The following is a 15979-nucleotide window of genomic DNA, read 5'->3' on the forward strand; positions in this document are numbered from 1 at the left end:
CTTCAGGGGTCGGCCCGCACCGGGCCTGCTTCTTTGCGGGGGTGGAGGGAGGGGGGTGAGGTGGTCCCGCTCCTGCGGCGGCAACGGGCAGAGGGAAACCGTGACCGCAATGGCAGGGCGGCGAGACTGCGCTGTGACATGTGGCAAGTAAAGTCATTTCTGGTATCCCGCATATCAGGGAACGGATCTGCGGAAACTTCAGATGCCGACGTCACGATCTACGTGCACAGGGTCCAGCCAGCCAGTACAAGACCGGTGCGGCCCTTAGGGGTACGAGTCGTCAGCTAACCACCAAACTGAGAGATGGAGAGACCATGAGCTCAATCAGGATCCGTCGGGGCATCGGCCTGGCCGTGTCTGCGACGTTGGCGGCGGCAGCCCTCGCCGCTCCGGCGGGTGCGGCCGCCCCCACAACCTTCAACGTGGACCCGAGCGCCCCCACGACACTGACCGTGCACAAGTGCGAGCAGACTGACGATAACGGGAACAAGCCTGGCACCGGTAATCAGGATGACAGTGTCAACTGCACTCCGGTGAACGACGTCGAGTTCACTATTACCGAGCTTGATTACGACCTCACCACCCAGAAGGGTTGGGTTGATCTGGCGGCAGCAAATGGTGACGTCAATAAAGCTGTGACTCAGGATATTGACGGAGATTCTGATCACAAGCAGGGGGCTCCAGTTAAGAAAGTAACTGCTGGTGGCGGTCTTGCGGTCTTTAGTGACGCAGAGACCAGTGCCGGAAGGGCCTACCTAGTTTCGGAGACCAAGACCCCGGCGGGGGTTATTCCGGCGGCGGACTTCATTGTGACTCTGCCTATGACCAATCCGGCTGATACCTCCAAGTGGAACTATGATGTCCACGTCTATCCCAAGAATATCCTCAATGGTATTGATAAGACTGTTAAGGATTCTGAGGCGGCGTCCGGCTCTGGTAACGCCCTGACCTACACCATCACCACCTCTATCCCCAAGGTGGGCACTGAGGGCATCAAGAAGTACCAGATCATTGACGCCCTGGATGGTCGCGTGCAGACCGGCTTGGATGCGCAGCAGTTGAACCCGCGCGTGGAGATCTTGGGGCTGGCTCCCGGTTTGCCGGCCTTGGATAAAGGTGATTACGACATCGTTGTTCGTGCCAGCAAGCGTGCGCCTGCTGATACGCGCAATTACTTGACGGTAGACTTTAAGCCCAGTGGACTAAAGAAGCTGGCCGATGCGCGGAGTGCGGGAACTAATGACACTAAGGTGCAGTTGCTCCTGACCGCTACCTTTGCTCCAGGAACTAATCTGGACGGTGGTATCACCAACCAGGCTTCACTGGTTCCCAACGACTCACCTAACTACACCTGGGACAAGGACAACCCGGACCCTGGTCCGGACCCCAGTAAGCCAAATCTTCCTGGCACCTCCTCTGAGACAGTTGTTAGTAAGTATGGCGATCTTGAGATAACCAAGACTGGGACGGACAAGTCTCCCGATGGGACAAAGTACAACGGGGCTGAGTTCCAGGTCTATGAGTGCAGTGTTCCTCTGGATGATGCTGCTTTGGCGGAAGCAAACATTGCTGCTAAGAATGGCAGTGTTCCCGTTCTTTTGAAGGACGTGAATCCTGTTCTCAAGAGGGATCCTCTGGCTGTGGATGGTCAGACTGTATTTGTGACCGGTCAGGCTACTAACATTCAGAAGGCTAAGCGTGAAGCTCCTGTTGACGGCAAGCTGGTGATCGGCTCCCTGCGTGCCAATGACTGGGAGAACGGTGCGGCCAAGGAGCTTAACAAGGACAACTGGTACTGCCTGGTGGAGACCAAGGCCCCTGCAGGCTACTCCCTGGCTCCGGACCCGATTCCGTTCCGTGTGTTGGCATCTGACACCACGGACACCAGCACTGACACGCAGGTCACCGTGGTGGACGTGCCCGCCAACGCCGGGCTGCACCTGCCGCTGACCGGCGCCAGTGGCGTGGTCTTCCTGACCACCCTGGGCGGTCTGCTGGTCCTCGGTGGTGGCGGCGTGGCGCTGTACAACCACCGTCGCCGCACCCGGGACTGAGCCTGGCGCAGGCCAGCCACCACGGTGGCTGAGGCCCGGCTGAACGTGGGGGAGGTGGGTTTCGCCCACCTCCCCCACAACGCCAGGCCCCCGGGAGCTCCGGGGCGCTAGACCTCGGTACTCCCCAACCTTCTCCAACAGCCGCAGTACACGGAGCCGTGATGCAAGAAGCCGCCTCAGAACCCGTACCCCAGACATCTCCCAGGGCGTCCAGGATCGCCCGGGTGCTCCTGCCCCGCTGGCTGCGGGTAAGCGCCCCGCTGGTGCTGGTGCTGCTGGGGGTGGCCGTGCTGCTCTACCCGGTGCTGGCCACCCAGCACAACAACGCCGACCAGCAGCGGCTGGCCAGCATGTACACGGCCCGCATGGAGGCTGTAGGACCCGACCTGCTAGGGCAGGAGATCACCTCCGCCGAGGAGTACAACACCAACCTGGAGTCCTCACCGATCCTGGACCCCTGGTTGGAGTCCCAGCGCCCCGACACCCCCCGCTACCAGGACTACCTGCGTGAGCTGGACGTGGACGAGGTCATGGGGCGGGTCACCATCCCCTCCATCCACGTGGACCTGCCGATCTACCACGGCACCCAGCCCAGCACCCTGAACAAGGGTATCGGCCACCTGTTCGGCACCTCCCTGCCTGTGGGAGGCGCCTCCACCCACTCAGTCATCACCGGGCACACCGGCCTGGGCACCGCCACCATGTTCGACAACCTGGTGGACCTCTCCAAGGATGACGTGTTCTACGTGTCCGTGGCCGGGCGCACGCTGCGCTACCAGGTGGTGGACATCCAGGTGGTCCTGCCCACCGAGACCCAGTCCCTGGAGGAGGCCCCTGGGCGCGACCTGGTCACCCTCATCACCTGCACCCCGTACGGCGTCAACAGCCACCGCCTGCTGGTCACCGGCGAGCGTGTGCCCGCTGACCCCGTCGAGGCCGCCGCTGACGCCGCCCGCGCCCTGCCCGCCCCCATGCAGACCTGGCAGGTGGCGATCATCTGGGTGGTGGTCGCGGTCCTGAGCGTGGTCGCCCTGGTGCTGCTGGCCACCTTGCGAGCCGCCCTGCTGCGGCGTCGTCGGCTCACGGACGGCCCCGGCCCTGACGACCAGGGTGGCGGTGGCGACGGCGGCCTGGACCCCAGCCCCGCCGACCCCAGCGCACCCCTGCAAGGTGGTCGGCTGCCGCAGCCGCCTGTGCCGGAACGTAGCGACCTGTCAGGGAGCAGCCTCCCCGCCGTCAAACCAGACGTTGCAGACCTCGCGGAGCACGAGCGTCTGCCGATGCCGGTGTGAGGTGCCAAGCCGCTAGCTCCGGCCTTCGTCAGCTGCCCCAAGGAACCAGGAGAAGTACATGCCCGCACAAGGAAGGCCCAGCCTGCGCAGGAACCTGTGCCTCATCATGCTGGGATGCGCCTTGGCCGTTAGCTCCCTGCTGGGGCAAGGGCTGACAGCCCCGGCAGCCCAGGCGGCCCCTACCGAGCTGCCCGCAGTATTTGCCACAGGTGGGGTCGGTCAGTACAAGGACGTCATCCAGTGGCTCCAGTGGGGTGACTACGAGACCCAGTTCAAAGGCAATGACCGCCCGGACGTGCCCGTGCTGGACCGTGGACAGACCCGCACCTTCCGCAACGTGCGTGCGTTGGGACCCGGGCAGAGCCTGCACACGGTGTGCACCCTGAGCAACCTCAAGCACCTGGGGCACGGCAGCAAGCGGGACGACGGCTCCCCCCTGACCAGCGCCCAGGCATACGGGCCCCTAGTGGCCACGATCCCGGGTACCTGGGCCGGAGACGTGCTGGACAACCTGTACAACGTGGGCGGTCCCTCCGAGCCCAGGCCTAAGCCCTGGCACGTGAAGCGCAACGGCCAGGTGGTGGAGGACTGGAACGCCCCGACACCTCGGTACCCGATCGACTACGTGAACAAGAACCAGATGGTGATCGGCCTGGCCAACGGCTACGCCTACAACGGAGGCAACGCCAAGAACAGCAGCGAGATCTGGGGCAGCCCCGGAACGGACCGGGCACCAACTGGCTATAACTCCCGGCTGAGTTTTGACTACTCCTGCACGGCTGAGCTGGAGACCCCCAGCGGCAGCGTCCCGGTACCCGTGAACGGCCTGGTCTTTGCTGACGCCGAAGCCTCCTCCAAGCGCTCAGGCACCAGAGGCAGTGACGGCAAGCTCCGTGACGAGTGGGCTGACGAGTGGGTACAGGCCTCCACCAGCCAGCGGGTCACCTGGCGCGTGCTGGAGCGGGGGCGCTCCTCCAACTGCACCACGGCTGATGGCAGCCGGGTCACCACCAACGCCGAGCTCAGCGAGCGAGGTCGCACCCTGCGGCTGATGCCCAGCAGCAGCGAGTGCGTCTACCAGAACGGTGGCTCCTACTCCAACCCCAACGGCATTGGTGGACCCGCTGCGGTGATGCTCATGGAAGGGGCTACCTCAGCCACCGTGACCATTCAGGGTGCAGGCTACTCCGCGGTCGCTCTGGGGCTGGTCCTGTCAGCTGACTTCGGTGACGCCCCGCAGAGCTACGGCACCGCCTCCTCCCTGTTCCAGCCTAAGTGGCAGGAAGGGGAGGTGAACCGCACGCGCGACGCCTTCATTGGGAGCCGGGCGATTCTGCGTGCCGACCCCTCCACCCCCCGCCTGGGGCAGGAGGTGGACGCAGAGCACCACCAGGTCTTCTCCGCCGGGGCCGACGCCGACGACGAGGCGTCAGACCGTCAGTCCGTGGACGACGAGGACGGCCTCACCAGTGCCGCCGACCTGCGCCTGGTGGTGGCCCCCGGGGCACAGATCAGCAGGCAGGTCTCCTGCGGCGGTGACGGCAAGGTCCTGGGCTGGGTGGACTGGAACCACAACGGCACCTTTGACGACGCCGAGAAGTCTGACGTCCGTTCCTGCCGCGGCGGTCAGGCCACCATCACCTGGACCGTGCCCGCGGACGTAGCCGTGGGCGGCACAGGCGGCCTGGCGGAGGTCGGCTCGTACATGCGGCTGCGCATCACCGCCGACGCCGAGCTGCCCGGTCCCACTGGCGCTACCGCTACCGGCGAGGTGGAGGACTACGCCGTCACTGTGGTACCGGCGGCGATGGTCAGCCTGGTCAAGGAGGTCAAGGACCCCCAAGGAGTTGCTGGCGGCACCGGCAACCTGCTGGCCCCCCAGCAGTGGGAGCTGGCGCTGACCCAAGGGAGCCGGCGTGTTACAGGGAACGGGCGGGTGGATTCCACGGTGATGGCCGCCGGTACGGTCAAGCTCTCGGAGACTGGACGGTCTGCGGGGGCCCGCCAGGGCTACAGCCTGGCTGGGGCCAGCTGTGCACCCCACCCCAGCAGCACCAAGCCGCTGCGCTCACGCCTGTCCGCTGACGGCACCAGCCTGACCCTGGTTGAGGGGGAGTGGGTGGTGTGCACCCTGACCAACTCGCCCCAGCCCGGTGCCCTGGTGTGGAGCAAGGTGGACCCCACGGGGGCACCGATCACCACCGGCGCCTCCTCCTGGCAGCTGCGTGGACCTGGCGTGCCTAGCGGCACGGTGATTGACGACTGTGTGCAGGCGCCCTGCCGGGGAACCGGCCCCCGCGACCTTGACCCCCAGACGGGGCGGCTCCGGGTGGAGGGCCTCAGCTGGGGCAGCTACTCGGTCACCGAGCGGAGCGCGCCCCGGGGATACCAGGCTGCACAAGGTTCTTTCTCCTTTGAGGAGCTGGGGGCGCAGCGCCTGGAGGCACACCTGCAGGCAGCCTCTGGGGTGCTGGATGGTGGGGTGGTCAACTCCCCGGTCACCGGGCAGGTCAGCTGGTCCAAGGTGGACGCTGCGGACCAGCGTCCCCTGGGCGGCTCCAGCTGGGCCCTGACCGGTCCGGGGGTTCCCGCCGCCACCGTGGTGGCGGACTGCGGGCAGGACCCCTGCCTGGGCGGCCAGTGGCGGGACACGGACCCCCGGGCCGGCCACCTCCGGGTCACGGGCCTGGGACTGGGTAGTTATCAGCTGGTGGAGTCGGCCGCCCCGGCTGGCTACCGGCTAGACACCACCGCCCACCCCTTCACACTGAGTGCCCAGGCACCACAGCACACCTTCCCGCAGCCTTTTACCAACCGGAAGACCTCGGTACCGGCCTTGCCGTTGACAGGCGGGACAGGCGCGGACGTGTTCCTGGCGGGCGGACTGCTGCTGGCGGTTGCGGCCCTGGGAACGGGCCTGCTGCGGCGTCGTCGGAATCTGCGCCTGACAGCGAAGGAGGTCTGCTGAGATGACCGCTGTACGCACCGTCCCGCGTCACGCGCGGGCCCGGGGACGGGCGGCCCGGGGCAAGCAGGGGCAGAAGTGGCGGCTGTCCTGGCTGTCCCTGCTGACCGCCCTGCTGGCCACTGTTGGTATGGGGCTCTTCTCCTACCCCAGCGTCGCGGCCTGGATCAGTCAGTACAACCAGTCCCAGATCGTGCACGACTACGAGGAGCAGGTCTCCCACGCCAAGCCGGAGGCCAGCGACCAGGTCAAGCAGGCCCATGCGTACAACCAGGCGCTGTCCGTGGGAGCCGTACTGGAGGCCAACACCAACGTGCCCACCGGTGATGGCACCAGCTCGGACGAGACCCTGCGCTACAACCGCATCCTGGACGCCAACGGGGCCGGGCTGATGGCCCGCCTGCGCATCCCCAAGATCGACCTGGACCTGCCGATCTACCACGGCACCAGCGAGGAGACCCTGCTGGCGGGCCTGGGGCACCTGGAAGGCACCTCCCTGCCTGTCGGTGGGGACTCCACCCGGTCAGTGGTCACCGGTCACCGGGGCCTGGCCAACGCCACCATGTTCACCAACCTGGACCAGGTGGAGGTGGGGGACACCTTCGTCATGGAGGTGTTTGGGGAGGTGCTCACCTACCGGGTCTTTGACAAGCAGGTGGTGGAGCCGGAGGAGACCGAGTCGCTCCGGGCGGTGCCTGGCAAGGACCTGGCCACGCTGGTCACCTGCACGCCCCTGGGCATCAACACCCACCGCATCCTCGTGACCGGGGAGCGGGTGACCCCCACCCCGGTCAAGGACGTGCAGGCCGCAGGTGCCAAGCCGGATATCCCGGGCTTCCCCTGGTGGGCTGTGTGGCTCAGTGCGGGAATGACCCTGGTGGTCCTGTACGTGTGGCGCTCGGGCTACCCGGTGCGACGCCGGGGCGGGCGTGCGGAAGGGGCCGAGGCGGGGCGGCGTCGCCGCCTCTTTGCCCGGCGTACCGGCAGACGCTAAGCCGACGCCCGGGTGTTACCGAATCGTGCGTGGTTGCAGGCAATTGCCCTGTTAAGTTCTCAGACAGTACGTGCAAGTTAGTGCTTTCACTGGTGCAACAGATGGAGTCTCTGATGCGAAATGCTCTCCAGACAACGGGCGGAGCCAAGGCGGCACGGGGCCGTAAAGGCTGGAGCCTGCGCCGCCTACGGGTTGCGGCCGCTGCTACAGCGGTCCTCTCAGCCACCTTGGTGGGTACGCTGCTAAGCCCCCTAGGGTCCCCCGCGGAGGCGGGCGCCACCACCCTGGAGGTGCAGCTGGGCGACACCACGGTGGAGGTAAAAAAAGTAACTACGGTGCATACCAGCAGCAAGCCCTGCCTGTACTACTACGGAGACGGCTCGGCAACCAGTAGCGGCACCGGGCCGGTTAAGGGCAGCAGCGGAGTCTATGCGGCCGTCAGCTACGGTCAGCCCAGTGTGGGTAACTGTCCTGACGACTACGGCAGCTCCCCAGAGAACACCGGACAGTCCTCCATGTCACTGAAGCCTTCAAGAATCAGCAAGGTTAATGCTGGGGAGACCTTCCTGATCGGCACCATGAGGCACATCAACAAGCCGATCTACAGTGGTGCCGACAACCTCAGGGCCAACTCGGCATACAAGGGGGAGTTCCGGATCCAGACGGCCGGAACCATCGACTCCGTCTTCCCCTGGACGGAGGTGGACACCGTAAACCGTTGCACGGCAAAGCTGGATAAGAACGGGCACATGGTGATCAAGGATCACGGCGGGTCCATAAACGACCATGACAGGCGTGTCCGTACCGAGTACGCCTTCAACCTGCAACAGCAGGTAGGTCCGGTAGGCGGAGAGTACATCTACGACCATAAAGGCACCAAACTTTACCAGTCCAGCGCCGGGGACTACTACTTCTACACCAGTGATACAACTACCCTGTACGACGCCTTGGGGCAGGCCTGCTCTGACGACCACCTGACGATTAAGGCTGACCGCTCTGAGACCGTCTGGACCGACCCGGTCACCAAGATCAACTACCAGCTCAAGATCTGGGGATTCACCTTCGGGGGTGACAATGAGCAATGTGAAGCCAACCCGGGTAACAAGCGCCTGAACGAGTTCTTCGTGACCCCGGAGAAGCGCACCTCCTACGGCTGCCTGTACGGCTCCATCGAGCAGCTGCGGCCCATCACCTTCCAGGCCACCGCTAACGCGGACGAGTCCATCCGCCAGCAGCTGGGCACCCCACCCACCTTCAGGTACACCAACACCTCCGCTGACGGCTCCTACGGCAAGACGCACTGGGGACACACCCTGACCCCTCTCACCCCTACAGGCTGGGGGCTCGACAAGCCCTCCAACATCTCCCAGGAGTACACCCTGCTGGCCCCCAACGACCTGGCCGCCGTCACCCAGGACGAGCAGAACCTTCAGGCCGTTGTGCAGCAGGACGGCACTATCACCAGCTCCGGCTGGCACCTGACCGGGATCAAGTGCCTGTTCGTCCACCCGCCCCACAGCCCGCTGCTGCTCAACCGGGAGCACGGAGGCGGACGGCTGGACGAGTCCAGCAACGTGAACCGCACTGCACGCAGCCTGCGGCTGGACCAGAGCGAGCTGGCCGTGGACTTCACCCAGGCCGCAGTCAACTGCACCTGGAACAACGAGTACGTGATCGCCAGCACCACGCTGACCCTGGTCAACCAGGTGGACTCCGGCAGCGCCAACCCCAACGAGTGGACCCTCTCCGCCACGCCCAAGGAGGCTGGCCTGTTCGGCCAGAGGACCATCACCGGCGCCTCCGGCAGCCCGGATGTCACCAACCAGAAGACCGCAGGTGGCACCTACCTGCTTGAAGTAGACAACGGCCCGAACGGCTACGTGCGCAGCGGCGAGTGGACCTGCAGCGGGGCCGACGTCAAGCAGGAGGGCGGCAAGACCTACGCCGTGCTCACCGGAGGCAGCGCCACCTGCACCGTCCGCCACAAGGCAGGTAAGACCCCCGTCGCCGCCACCAAGACCGTCACCGGTGCCTCTGACGGTGCCACCCTGGAGAACTACCGGCTGTCCTACTCCTGCGGCCCCGCCAACGGCGGTGCGGCCGAGACCGGTAGCCTCGAGCTGCCCAAGGACGGCAGCCCCGTGCAGATCGCGGGCCTCCAGAGCGGAGCCACCTGCACCGTCACCGAGCAGGTCCTGGACGACAGCGGCCTGGTGGTCGGTCGGAGCGGCACCTTCTCCTGGGGGGAGCCCACCTTCAGCGTGAAGATCGGCAAGACCGGCAACCTGCAGGACGTTCAGACGACCCCGGTAGCCGCCGCGGGCGACAAGGGCCCGGGCGTAAGCTTCACGGTGCCTGACTCCACCCAGGGTGACCTGAGCATCGCCGTCACCAACAAGGTGGTGCCCCACGCCGCCGTAACCAAGGTCTTCAACAAGGTCGCCAAGGGCCAGGAGCTCAATGGTCGTGACACCTTCGACCAGACCTACACGGTCAGGGTCTCCAACCCCTCCACCGTGCAGGAGCTCACCTACACCCTGGCCGACGCCACCAGCGTGCCCACCGGTACCACCGTCAACACCGTCACGGTCAACCGGCAGGACGGCCAGACCGTAACGGTGGCACCCGGCACCGCCAACTGGGAGACCCGCAACGTGCAGCTCCCCAAGGGCCAGGAGCACGTCTACACCGTCGTCGTGAACCTGAGTGCCCCTGACGCCGGTGTCCAGCCGGACGCCCGCCAGAAGTGTGACGCCCAGGCCGTGGCCGCCGGGAAGTTCGTGCGCAACACCGCCTCAGTGACCACCAAGGGGGACAGCACGGCCGTAGAGGCTGACGCCTGCGGCATGGTGCCCGCCAACCCCAAGTTCTCCCTGGCCAAGACCCCGGTGGAGGTCACCCGGGAGCCGGGTGGCAACGGCTACGTGGCCAGCTACCAGGTCACCGTCACCAACACCTCCCAGGTGGACGCCAAGATCGTCGCTGACGTGCGCGACAAGCTGGACCTGCCTGCCTCCACCCAGGTATCCAAGGTGGAGGTGCGTGAGGGCGGCGTAGTCACCCAGACCTTCACCGGAACCGCCGTCAGCGCTGCCGGTGGCATGGTGCTGGCGCAGGCAGGCAGCGGGGAGACTCTGGCCAAGGCCGTCCCCGGGCAGCAGGAAGGAGGCAAGCGGGTACTGGGCGTGCAGGTCCACTTCACCGTCAACGCCGCCGACACCGGCTACCGGGCAGATGACTACACCTGTGGCAACCAGCGCACCGACGGTAAGCCCGCTGGCCTGGTGAACACCGCCCTCATGGACGGGGACACCGACGGCGAGGGCAACAACACCGCCTGCCTGTCCACCTCCGCGCTGCTGCACTTCTCCAAGGTCGTGGCGACCCCGCCTGGCAACGGCTCGACCTTCGACGTCGGCTACACCGTGTCCGTGGTGAACCAGGGGGCCCTGCCGGGCAGCACCGGCAAGGTCGTGGACCAGCCCAGTTTCGCCCCCGGCCTGGTGGTCAAGAGGGTCACCGTGGCGAAGGGCGGCAAGAACCCCCAGGAGGTTCCGGCTGACAACGGCGGCTACCTGGTGACCGCCGGCGAGACCGTCGCCAGCGGCCAGACCCTGACCTGGGAGGTAGTGGTCACCGTCTCCGTGGACCCCTCCGTGCCGGGCTACTCGGACGCCTCCCTGGCCTGCGCCACCGACGCGGGTAGCGGGCTGCTCCAGGAAGGTCACGGCCTGCTCAACAAGCTGGTCACCGAGCCCGGCAAGGACGTGGATAAGCGGCCCAACCACGACCTGGCCTGCAATGACGTGAGCCCGAACGCGGGACGGCGCGGCTTCACCGTCATCAAGAGCGGCTCCCAGGGCCTGCTTGAGGGCGCTGAGTTCAGCCTCTACGACACCAACCCCGTCACCCCAGGGGCCACCCCGGTGGTCGGCGGCGTGACCCCCAACGGGCAGAAGGGCTCCTTCAACGTGGCCCCCCAGCTCATCAACCGCGAGTACTGGCTGGTGGAGACCAAGGCCCCCGCAGGGCACAACCTGCTGGCCGAGCCGGTGCACTTCAAGGTCACCGACAAGGGCATCATGGTGCTCAACGGCAACACCTTGGGCGTGTCCACCGCCACCGTCACGGCTGTCGCTGACCCCACGATCTTCGACACCATGACGATCGCCGACATTGAGTCTGCGCGCCTGCCGCTGTCGGGTGGGGCCGGGATCGTCCCCAACCTGGTGCTGGCTTCGCTGCTGCTCGGTGGGGCGGCCGCCATCAGCGCCCGCAGGTTCGTGCGCACGCGCCGGGCCTAGCCACAGGCCCCAGCGGGGGAGCGGCCCGCCCTGGCTCTGAGCCGGGGCGGGCCGCGCTCTGAGTTGGGGTGGTGCGGTGTGTGCACCGAGTTGGTGTGGTGCGAGCTCTGGTGCGGTGCGTGTTTTGAGCTGGTGCGGTGCGTGTTTTGAGCTGGTGCGGTGTGGCGCGGGCTCTGAGCTGGGGTGGTGCAGGCTCTGAGGTAGTGCTGGCCGCCGCCGTCTGCAGGTGGCTGCAGGCCTGGAGGTGGACGATGAGGACGGCCTGCCATCGGCGACCTGTGCATTTTGGCTCGACTTGTGCCGAAATGCCGCACCAGTCGAGCCAAAATGCACAAGTGGAGTGGGGAAGACAGAGGACCTCGCCTGTCGGAGCCATAACGTGAGCGCCTGTCTGCTAGCTGCTTGCCTCCCGGTGGGCTAGCACTGCGTTACGGCTTCTCGATCCGCAGCTGTTTCCGATTCAGCCGCTCCTGCCGCACCAAGGACGAAGTCGTAGTCAGCTCTGGCCTTGAAGGGCACCCAGAGAACATCCTCCTGTACGCAGTTCCCACGAAGTCGTAGTCAGCTCTGGCCTTGAGGGGCACCACCGACGCCGTAGCCCCCTGCCTCCACTTGTGCATTTCGGCGCGAGTGGTGCAGGAAAACCGCACCAGTCGAGCTGAAATGCACAGGTCGACGGCACCGGTGGCGGGGGTGGGGTGGTGCACGCTCCACAGTCCTGCAAGCGGAAGGTGCGTGGTCTGATGTCCTCCGTCTGGGCGATGCAGGCCTCCAGGGTGCCGGACTCTTGACGCATGCACTCAGTCAAGGACAGACCCCTCACACCACAGGGCGAGAGCATGTGGGCTGTTCCGACCGCCTCGTGCCTGGGTCGACGCAAGGGCTGCGCCCTGAGTACGGCTCTGGCCCCGAGGCTTCGCAGCGAGGGAGGTAAGCGCATCGAGAGCGCCCCGGAATGGACCCGGATCGCCCCCGGCGCGTACGCGGATTCCGAGCAGTGGGAGCTAGCCGACCTGGAGCAACGGCATCTCACCCAGATCGCGGCGGCAGCCAGACGAAAGGGAGACGCCGTGATCCTGCTAGGTGCCTCCGCCGCACTGGCTCAGGGCCTGCCGGTGGTCGGTCGCTTGCCTAAGCGTGTACAGGTGCTTCGGCAGGGGAGCCAGCGCGGGCGCACGGCGGTGTTCGACCGCCACTGCCGCGATCTCAAGCGGGTAGTCGACGCTGGCGGGGTGCTCGCATCTGATGTAGTGACCACCTGCCTGGAGCTGGCTCGCTCAGGGGACCTGGTCCAGGCCGTCTGCGCGATGGACCACGCCTTGCGTGAGGGCCTGTGTGAGCGGGGTGAGCTGGAGGCCGCCCTGGCTGAGCTCGGGGAGGGCACCCGGGGCGTTTGTGCCGCTAGGAGTGCTGTGCACCTGACGGACGGGCTGGCTGAGTCGCCGGGCGAGTCGCTGTCCCGTGTGCGTATGTGGCAGGCGGGGTTGCCGCGGCCCAGGCTGCAGGTCACTGTTGACACCCGTCTGGGCTGCTTCCGTGTGGACTTCCTGTGGCAGCTGGGCGACGGTGCGCACGTCGTCGGAGAGTTTGACGGCATGGTGAAGTACCACCGGGCCTCCTTCGGGGTGGCGGCGGAGGAAACGGTCTTCGAGGAGCGGCGCAGGGAGCGCGCGCTGGAGTCCTGCGGCGCCGTCGTCGCCAGGTGGACCTGGGCAGATGCGTGGCATGACGGCGGGGCGCGGATGCTGGAGGCACTTGCCGACGTCGGGGTCCGCCCCACCGGCCGTCAGTGGTGACCCCCGTCGACCTGTGCATTTCGGCGCGAGTGGTGCGATTTTCCTGCACCACTCGCGCCGAAATGCACAAGTGGGGGTGTGCCGGGCGTGTGGGCTCGCGGTGTGCCAGGCAGGCTGCGGGCCAGGGCCGTCGCCCCCTGGCCTGATCTGTGCATTTTGGCTCGACTTGTGCCGAATTCCCGCACAAGTCGAGCCAAAATGCACAAGTGGAGTGAGGGGAGGGGGCGTGCCCACCTGGCGCGGACCCTCCTCCACCGCGACAGGCCCGCGCCTCCACCGTGACAGGCCCGGGCATCCACCACGACAGGCCCGCGCCTCCGCCGCGACACGCCCGCGCCTCCGCCGCGACACGCCCGAGCGCGTGAACCGGGTGGGCGGTCTCACAGCCCAGCAGGTTCCGGGCCTGTCCCTGGCGCTGATACCGTAGGCGGGCCGAGGCGGAGAGCTCCGCCGGAGCCACCTCCCGGGGTCGTCCCGGGAACCAGTCTGACGGACCCGGTTGCCACCGGGTTTCCGTGTGTCCAGACCAGTCCACCCACTTGAACAGCGGAGCTTATGCGTGCCTACCCGACACGCCCGAGCGCGTGGACCGGTCACCGAAAGTAAGAGAGGTTAGGCGCCATGGCGGGACAGAAGATCCGCATCCGGCTCAAGTCCTACGACCACGAGGTCATCGACTCCTCCGCGCGCAAGATCGTTGACACGGTCACCCGCGCCGGTGCGACGGTCGTGGGTCCGGTGCCGCTGCCGACCGAGAAGAACGTGTTCTGCGTCATCCGGTCGCCCCACAAGTACAAGGACAGCCGCGAGCACTTCGAGATGCGCACGCACAAGCGGCTGATCGACATCGTTGACCCGACGCCGAAGGCGGTCGACTCGCTCATGCGCCTCGACCTGCCCGCCGACGTCAACATCGAGATCAAGCTCTGAGGTTCCACGACATGACTACGCACACCACGTCGGCGCCCGCCGCGCCCGCGAAGGCGCTGCTCGGCACCAAGCTGGGAATGACGCAGGTCTGGGACGAGAACGGGAACCTGCGTCCCGTAACCGTCGTCCGCGTCGACAAGAACGTCATCACCCAGATCCGCACCATCGAGAACGACGGCTACGAGGCCCTGCAGCTGGCCTACGGCGAGATCGACGAGCGCAAGCTCACCCAGCCCCTCAAGGGCCACTTCGCCAAGTCCGGCGCCGCCCCCCGCCGCCACGTCGCCGAGGTCCGTACCTCCCTGACCGGCGAGTACGAGGCCGGCCAGGAGCTCGGGGCCGACACCTTCGAGGTCGGCCAGCTGGTCGACGTCACCGGCACCACCAAGGGCAAGGGCTTCGCGGGCGTCATGAAGCGTCACGGCTTCGCTGGTGTCTCCGCCTCCCACGGTGCCCACCGCAACCACCGCAAGCCCGGCTCCGTCGGTGCCTGCGCCACCCCCGGACGCATCTTCAAGGGCCTGCGCATGGCTGGTCACATGGGGCACGTCCAGCGCACGGTCCAGAACCTCAAGGTCCGGGGCGTCGACGCAGAGAAGGGCTACCTGCTCATCAACGGCGCCATCCCCGGCCCCAAGGGCTCCGTGGTCGTCGTCCGCACTGCCGTGAAGGGAGCCTGAGACCATGTCCGAGGCACTGACCGTCGACGTAGTCGACTCCAAGGGCAAGAAGACCGGCACCGCCGAGCTTCCCGCCCAGGTCTTCGACGTCCCCCTGAACATCCCGCTGATGCACCAGGTCGTCGTGGCCCAGCTGGCCGCGGCCCGCCAGGGCACCCACGCCACCAAGACCCGCGGCATGGTCCGCGGCGGTGGCAAGAAGCCCTACCGTCAGAAGGGAACCGGCCGCGCCCGCCAGGGCTCCACCCGCGCCCCCCAGTTCACCGGTGGTGGCACGGTCCACGGCCCGCAGCCGCGCGACTACAGCCAGCGCACTCCCAAGAAGATGAAGGCCGCCGCCCTGCGCAGCGCCCTGTCGGACCGCGCCCGCAACGCCCGCGTCCACGTCATCACGGAGTTCCTCACCCAGGACAAGCCCTCCACCAAGTCGGCCCTGTCCGCCCTGCGCAACCTCACGGACCGCAAGGCCCTCGTCGTCGTAGACCGCGAGGACCTGCTCAGCGCCCGGAGCCTGCGCAACCTGCCCGACGTCCTCGTGACCTGGGCCGACCAGCTCAACACCTACGACGTCCTCCTCAGCGACGACGTCATCTTCACCGCCGACGCCCTGGACGCCTTCCTGGGCAAGCGCGAGGAGGAGGAGTCCAAGTGAGCCTCGAGAAGAGCAAGAACCCCCGCGACGTGATCGTCGCGCCGGTGGTCTCCGAGAAGTCCTACGCCTGCATGGACCGTGGCCAGTACACGTTCATCGTCGCGCCGGGATCCAACAAGACCGAGATCAAGCAGGCCGTCGAGGCCATCTTCGGGGTCAAGGTCGCCTCGGTGAACACCACCAACCGCCAGGGCAAGGTGCGTCGCACCCGGACCGGCCTGGGGAAGTCGAAGGACACCAAGCGCGCGATCGTCACGCTGCGTGAGGGCACCATCGACATCTTCGGCGACGTTACCGAGTGACGCGGAAGGT

At 66.6% G+C, this 15979-nt stretch carries 10 protein-coding genes; all 10 read left to right on the forward strand.

The window, feature by feature from the left end:
- Positions 1–314 precede the first annotated feature (314 nt).
- On the forward strand, positions 315–2054 hold the full coding sequence (locus JG540_RS02350; RefSeq protein WP_200276711.1) for a SpaH/EbpB family LPXTG-anchored major pilin: 1740 nt from the start codon (positions 315–317) through the stop codon (positions 2052–2054).
- A gap of 224 nt (positions 2055–2278) precedes the next feature.
- Positions 2279–3346, forward strand: a complete 1068-nt coding sequence (locus JG540_RS02355) for a class C sortase (protein ID WP_234042871.1) — start codon at positions 2279–2281, stop codon at positions 3344–3346.
- Positions 3347–3404: 58 nt separating this feature from the next.
- A complete protein-coding gene (locus tag JG540_RS02360; RefSeq protein WP_200276716.1) occupies positions 3405–6314 on the forward strand; it encodes a CshA/CshB family fibrillar adhesin-related protein in 2910 nt (969 codons plus the stop codon).
- 1 nt (position 6315) lies between these two features.
- On the forward strand, positions 6316–7305 hold the full coding sequence (locus JG540_RS02365) for a class C sortase (protein ID WP_200276719.1): 990 nt from the start codon (positions 6316–6318) through the stop codon (positions 7303–7305).
- 113 nt (positions 7306–7418) lie between these two features.
- Positions 7419–11609 carry a DUF5979 domain-containing protein gene (locus JG540_RS02370; protein ID WP_200276722.1) on the forward strand — a complete coding sequence of 1397 codons (4191 nt, stop codon included), beginning with the start codon at positions 7419–7421 and terminating at the stop codon, positions 11607–11609.
- An 839-nt stretch (positions 11610–12448) separates the two neighbouring features.
- Positions 12449–13405, forward strand: a complete 957-nt coding sequence (locus JG540_RS02375; protein WP_200276725.1) for a hypothetical protein — start codon at positions 12449–12451, stop codon at positions 13403–13405.
- Positions 13406–14026: 621 nt separating this feature from the next.
- Positions 14027–14335: a 30S ribosomal protein S10 gene (gene rpsJ, locus JG540_RS02380; protein WP_006946210.1), complete on the forward strand. Its 309-nt coding sequence runs from the start codon at positions 14027–14029 to the stop codon at positions 14333–14335.
- Between the two features lie 11 nt (positions 14336–14346).
- Positions 14347–15015 (forward strand): 50S ribosomal protein L3, encoded by a 669-nt coding sequence (rplC, locus tag JG540_RS02385; RefSeq protein WP_200276728.1) that lies wholly within the window; start codon positions 14347–14349, stop codon positions 15013–15015.
- Between the two features lie 4 nt (positions 15016–15019).
- A complete protein-coding gene (gene rplD, locus JG540_RS02390; protein WP_200276731.1) occupies positions 15020–15667 on the forward strand; it encodes a 50S ribosomal protein L4 in 648 nt (215 codons plus the stop codon).
- Positions 15664–15969, forward strand: coding sequence for a 50S ribosomal protein L23 (gene rplW, locus JG540_RS02395; RefSeq protein ID WP_200276735.1), 306 nt, complete (start codon positions 15664–15666; stop codon positions 15967–15969). The genes rplD and rplW overlap by 4 nt, the downstream gene beginning before the upstream one ends.
- Positions 15970–15979 lie beyond the last annotated feature (10 nt).

The organism is Actinomyces weissii (assembly GCF_016598775.1).
Lineage (GTDB): Bacteria > Actinomycetota > Actinomycetes > Actinomycetales > Actinomycetaceae > Actinomyces > Actinomyces weissii.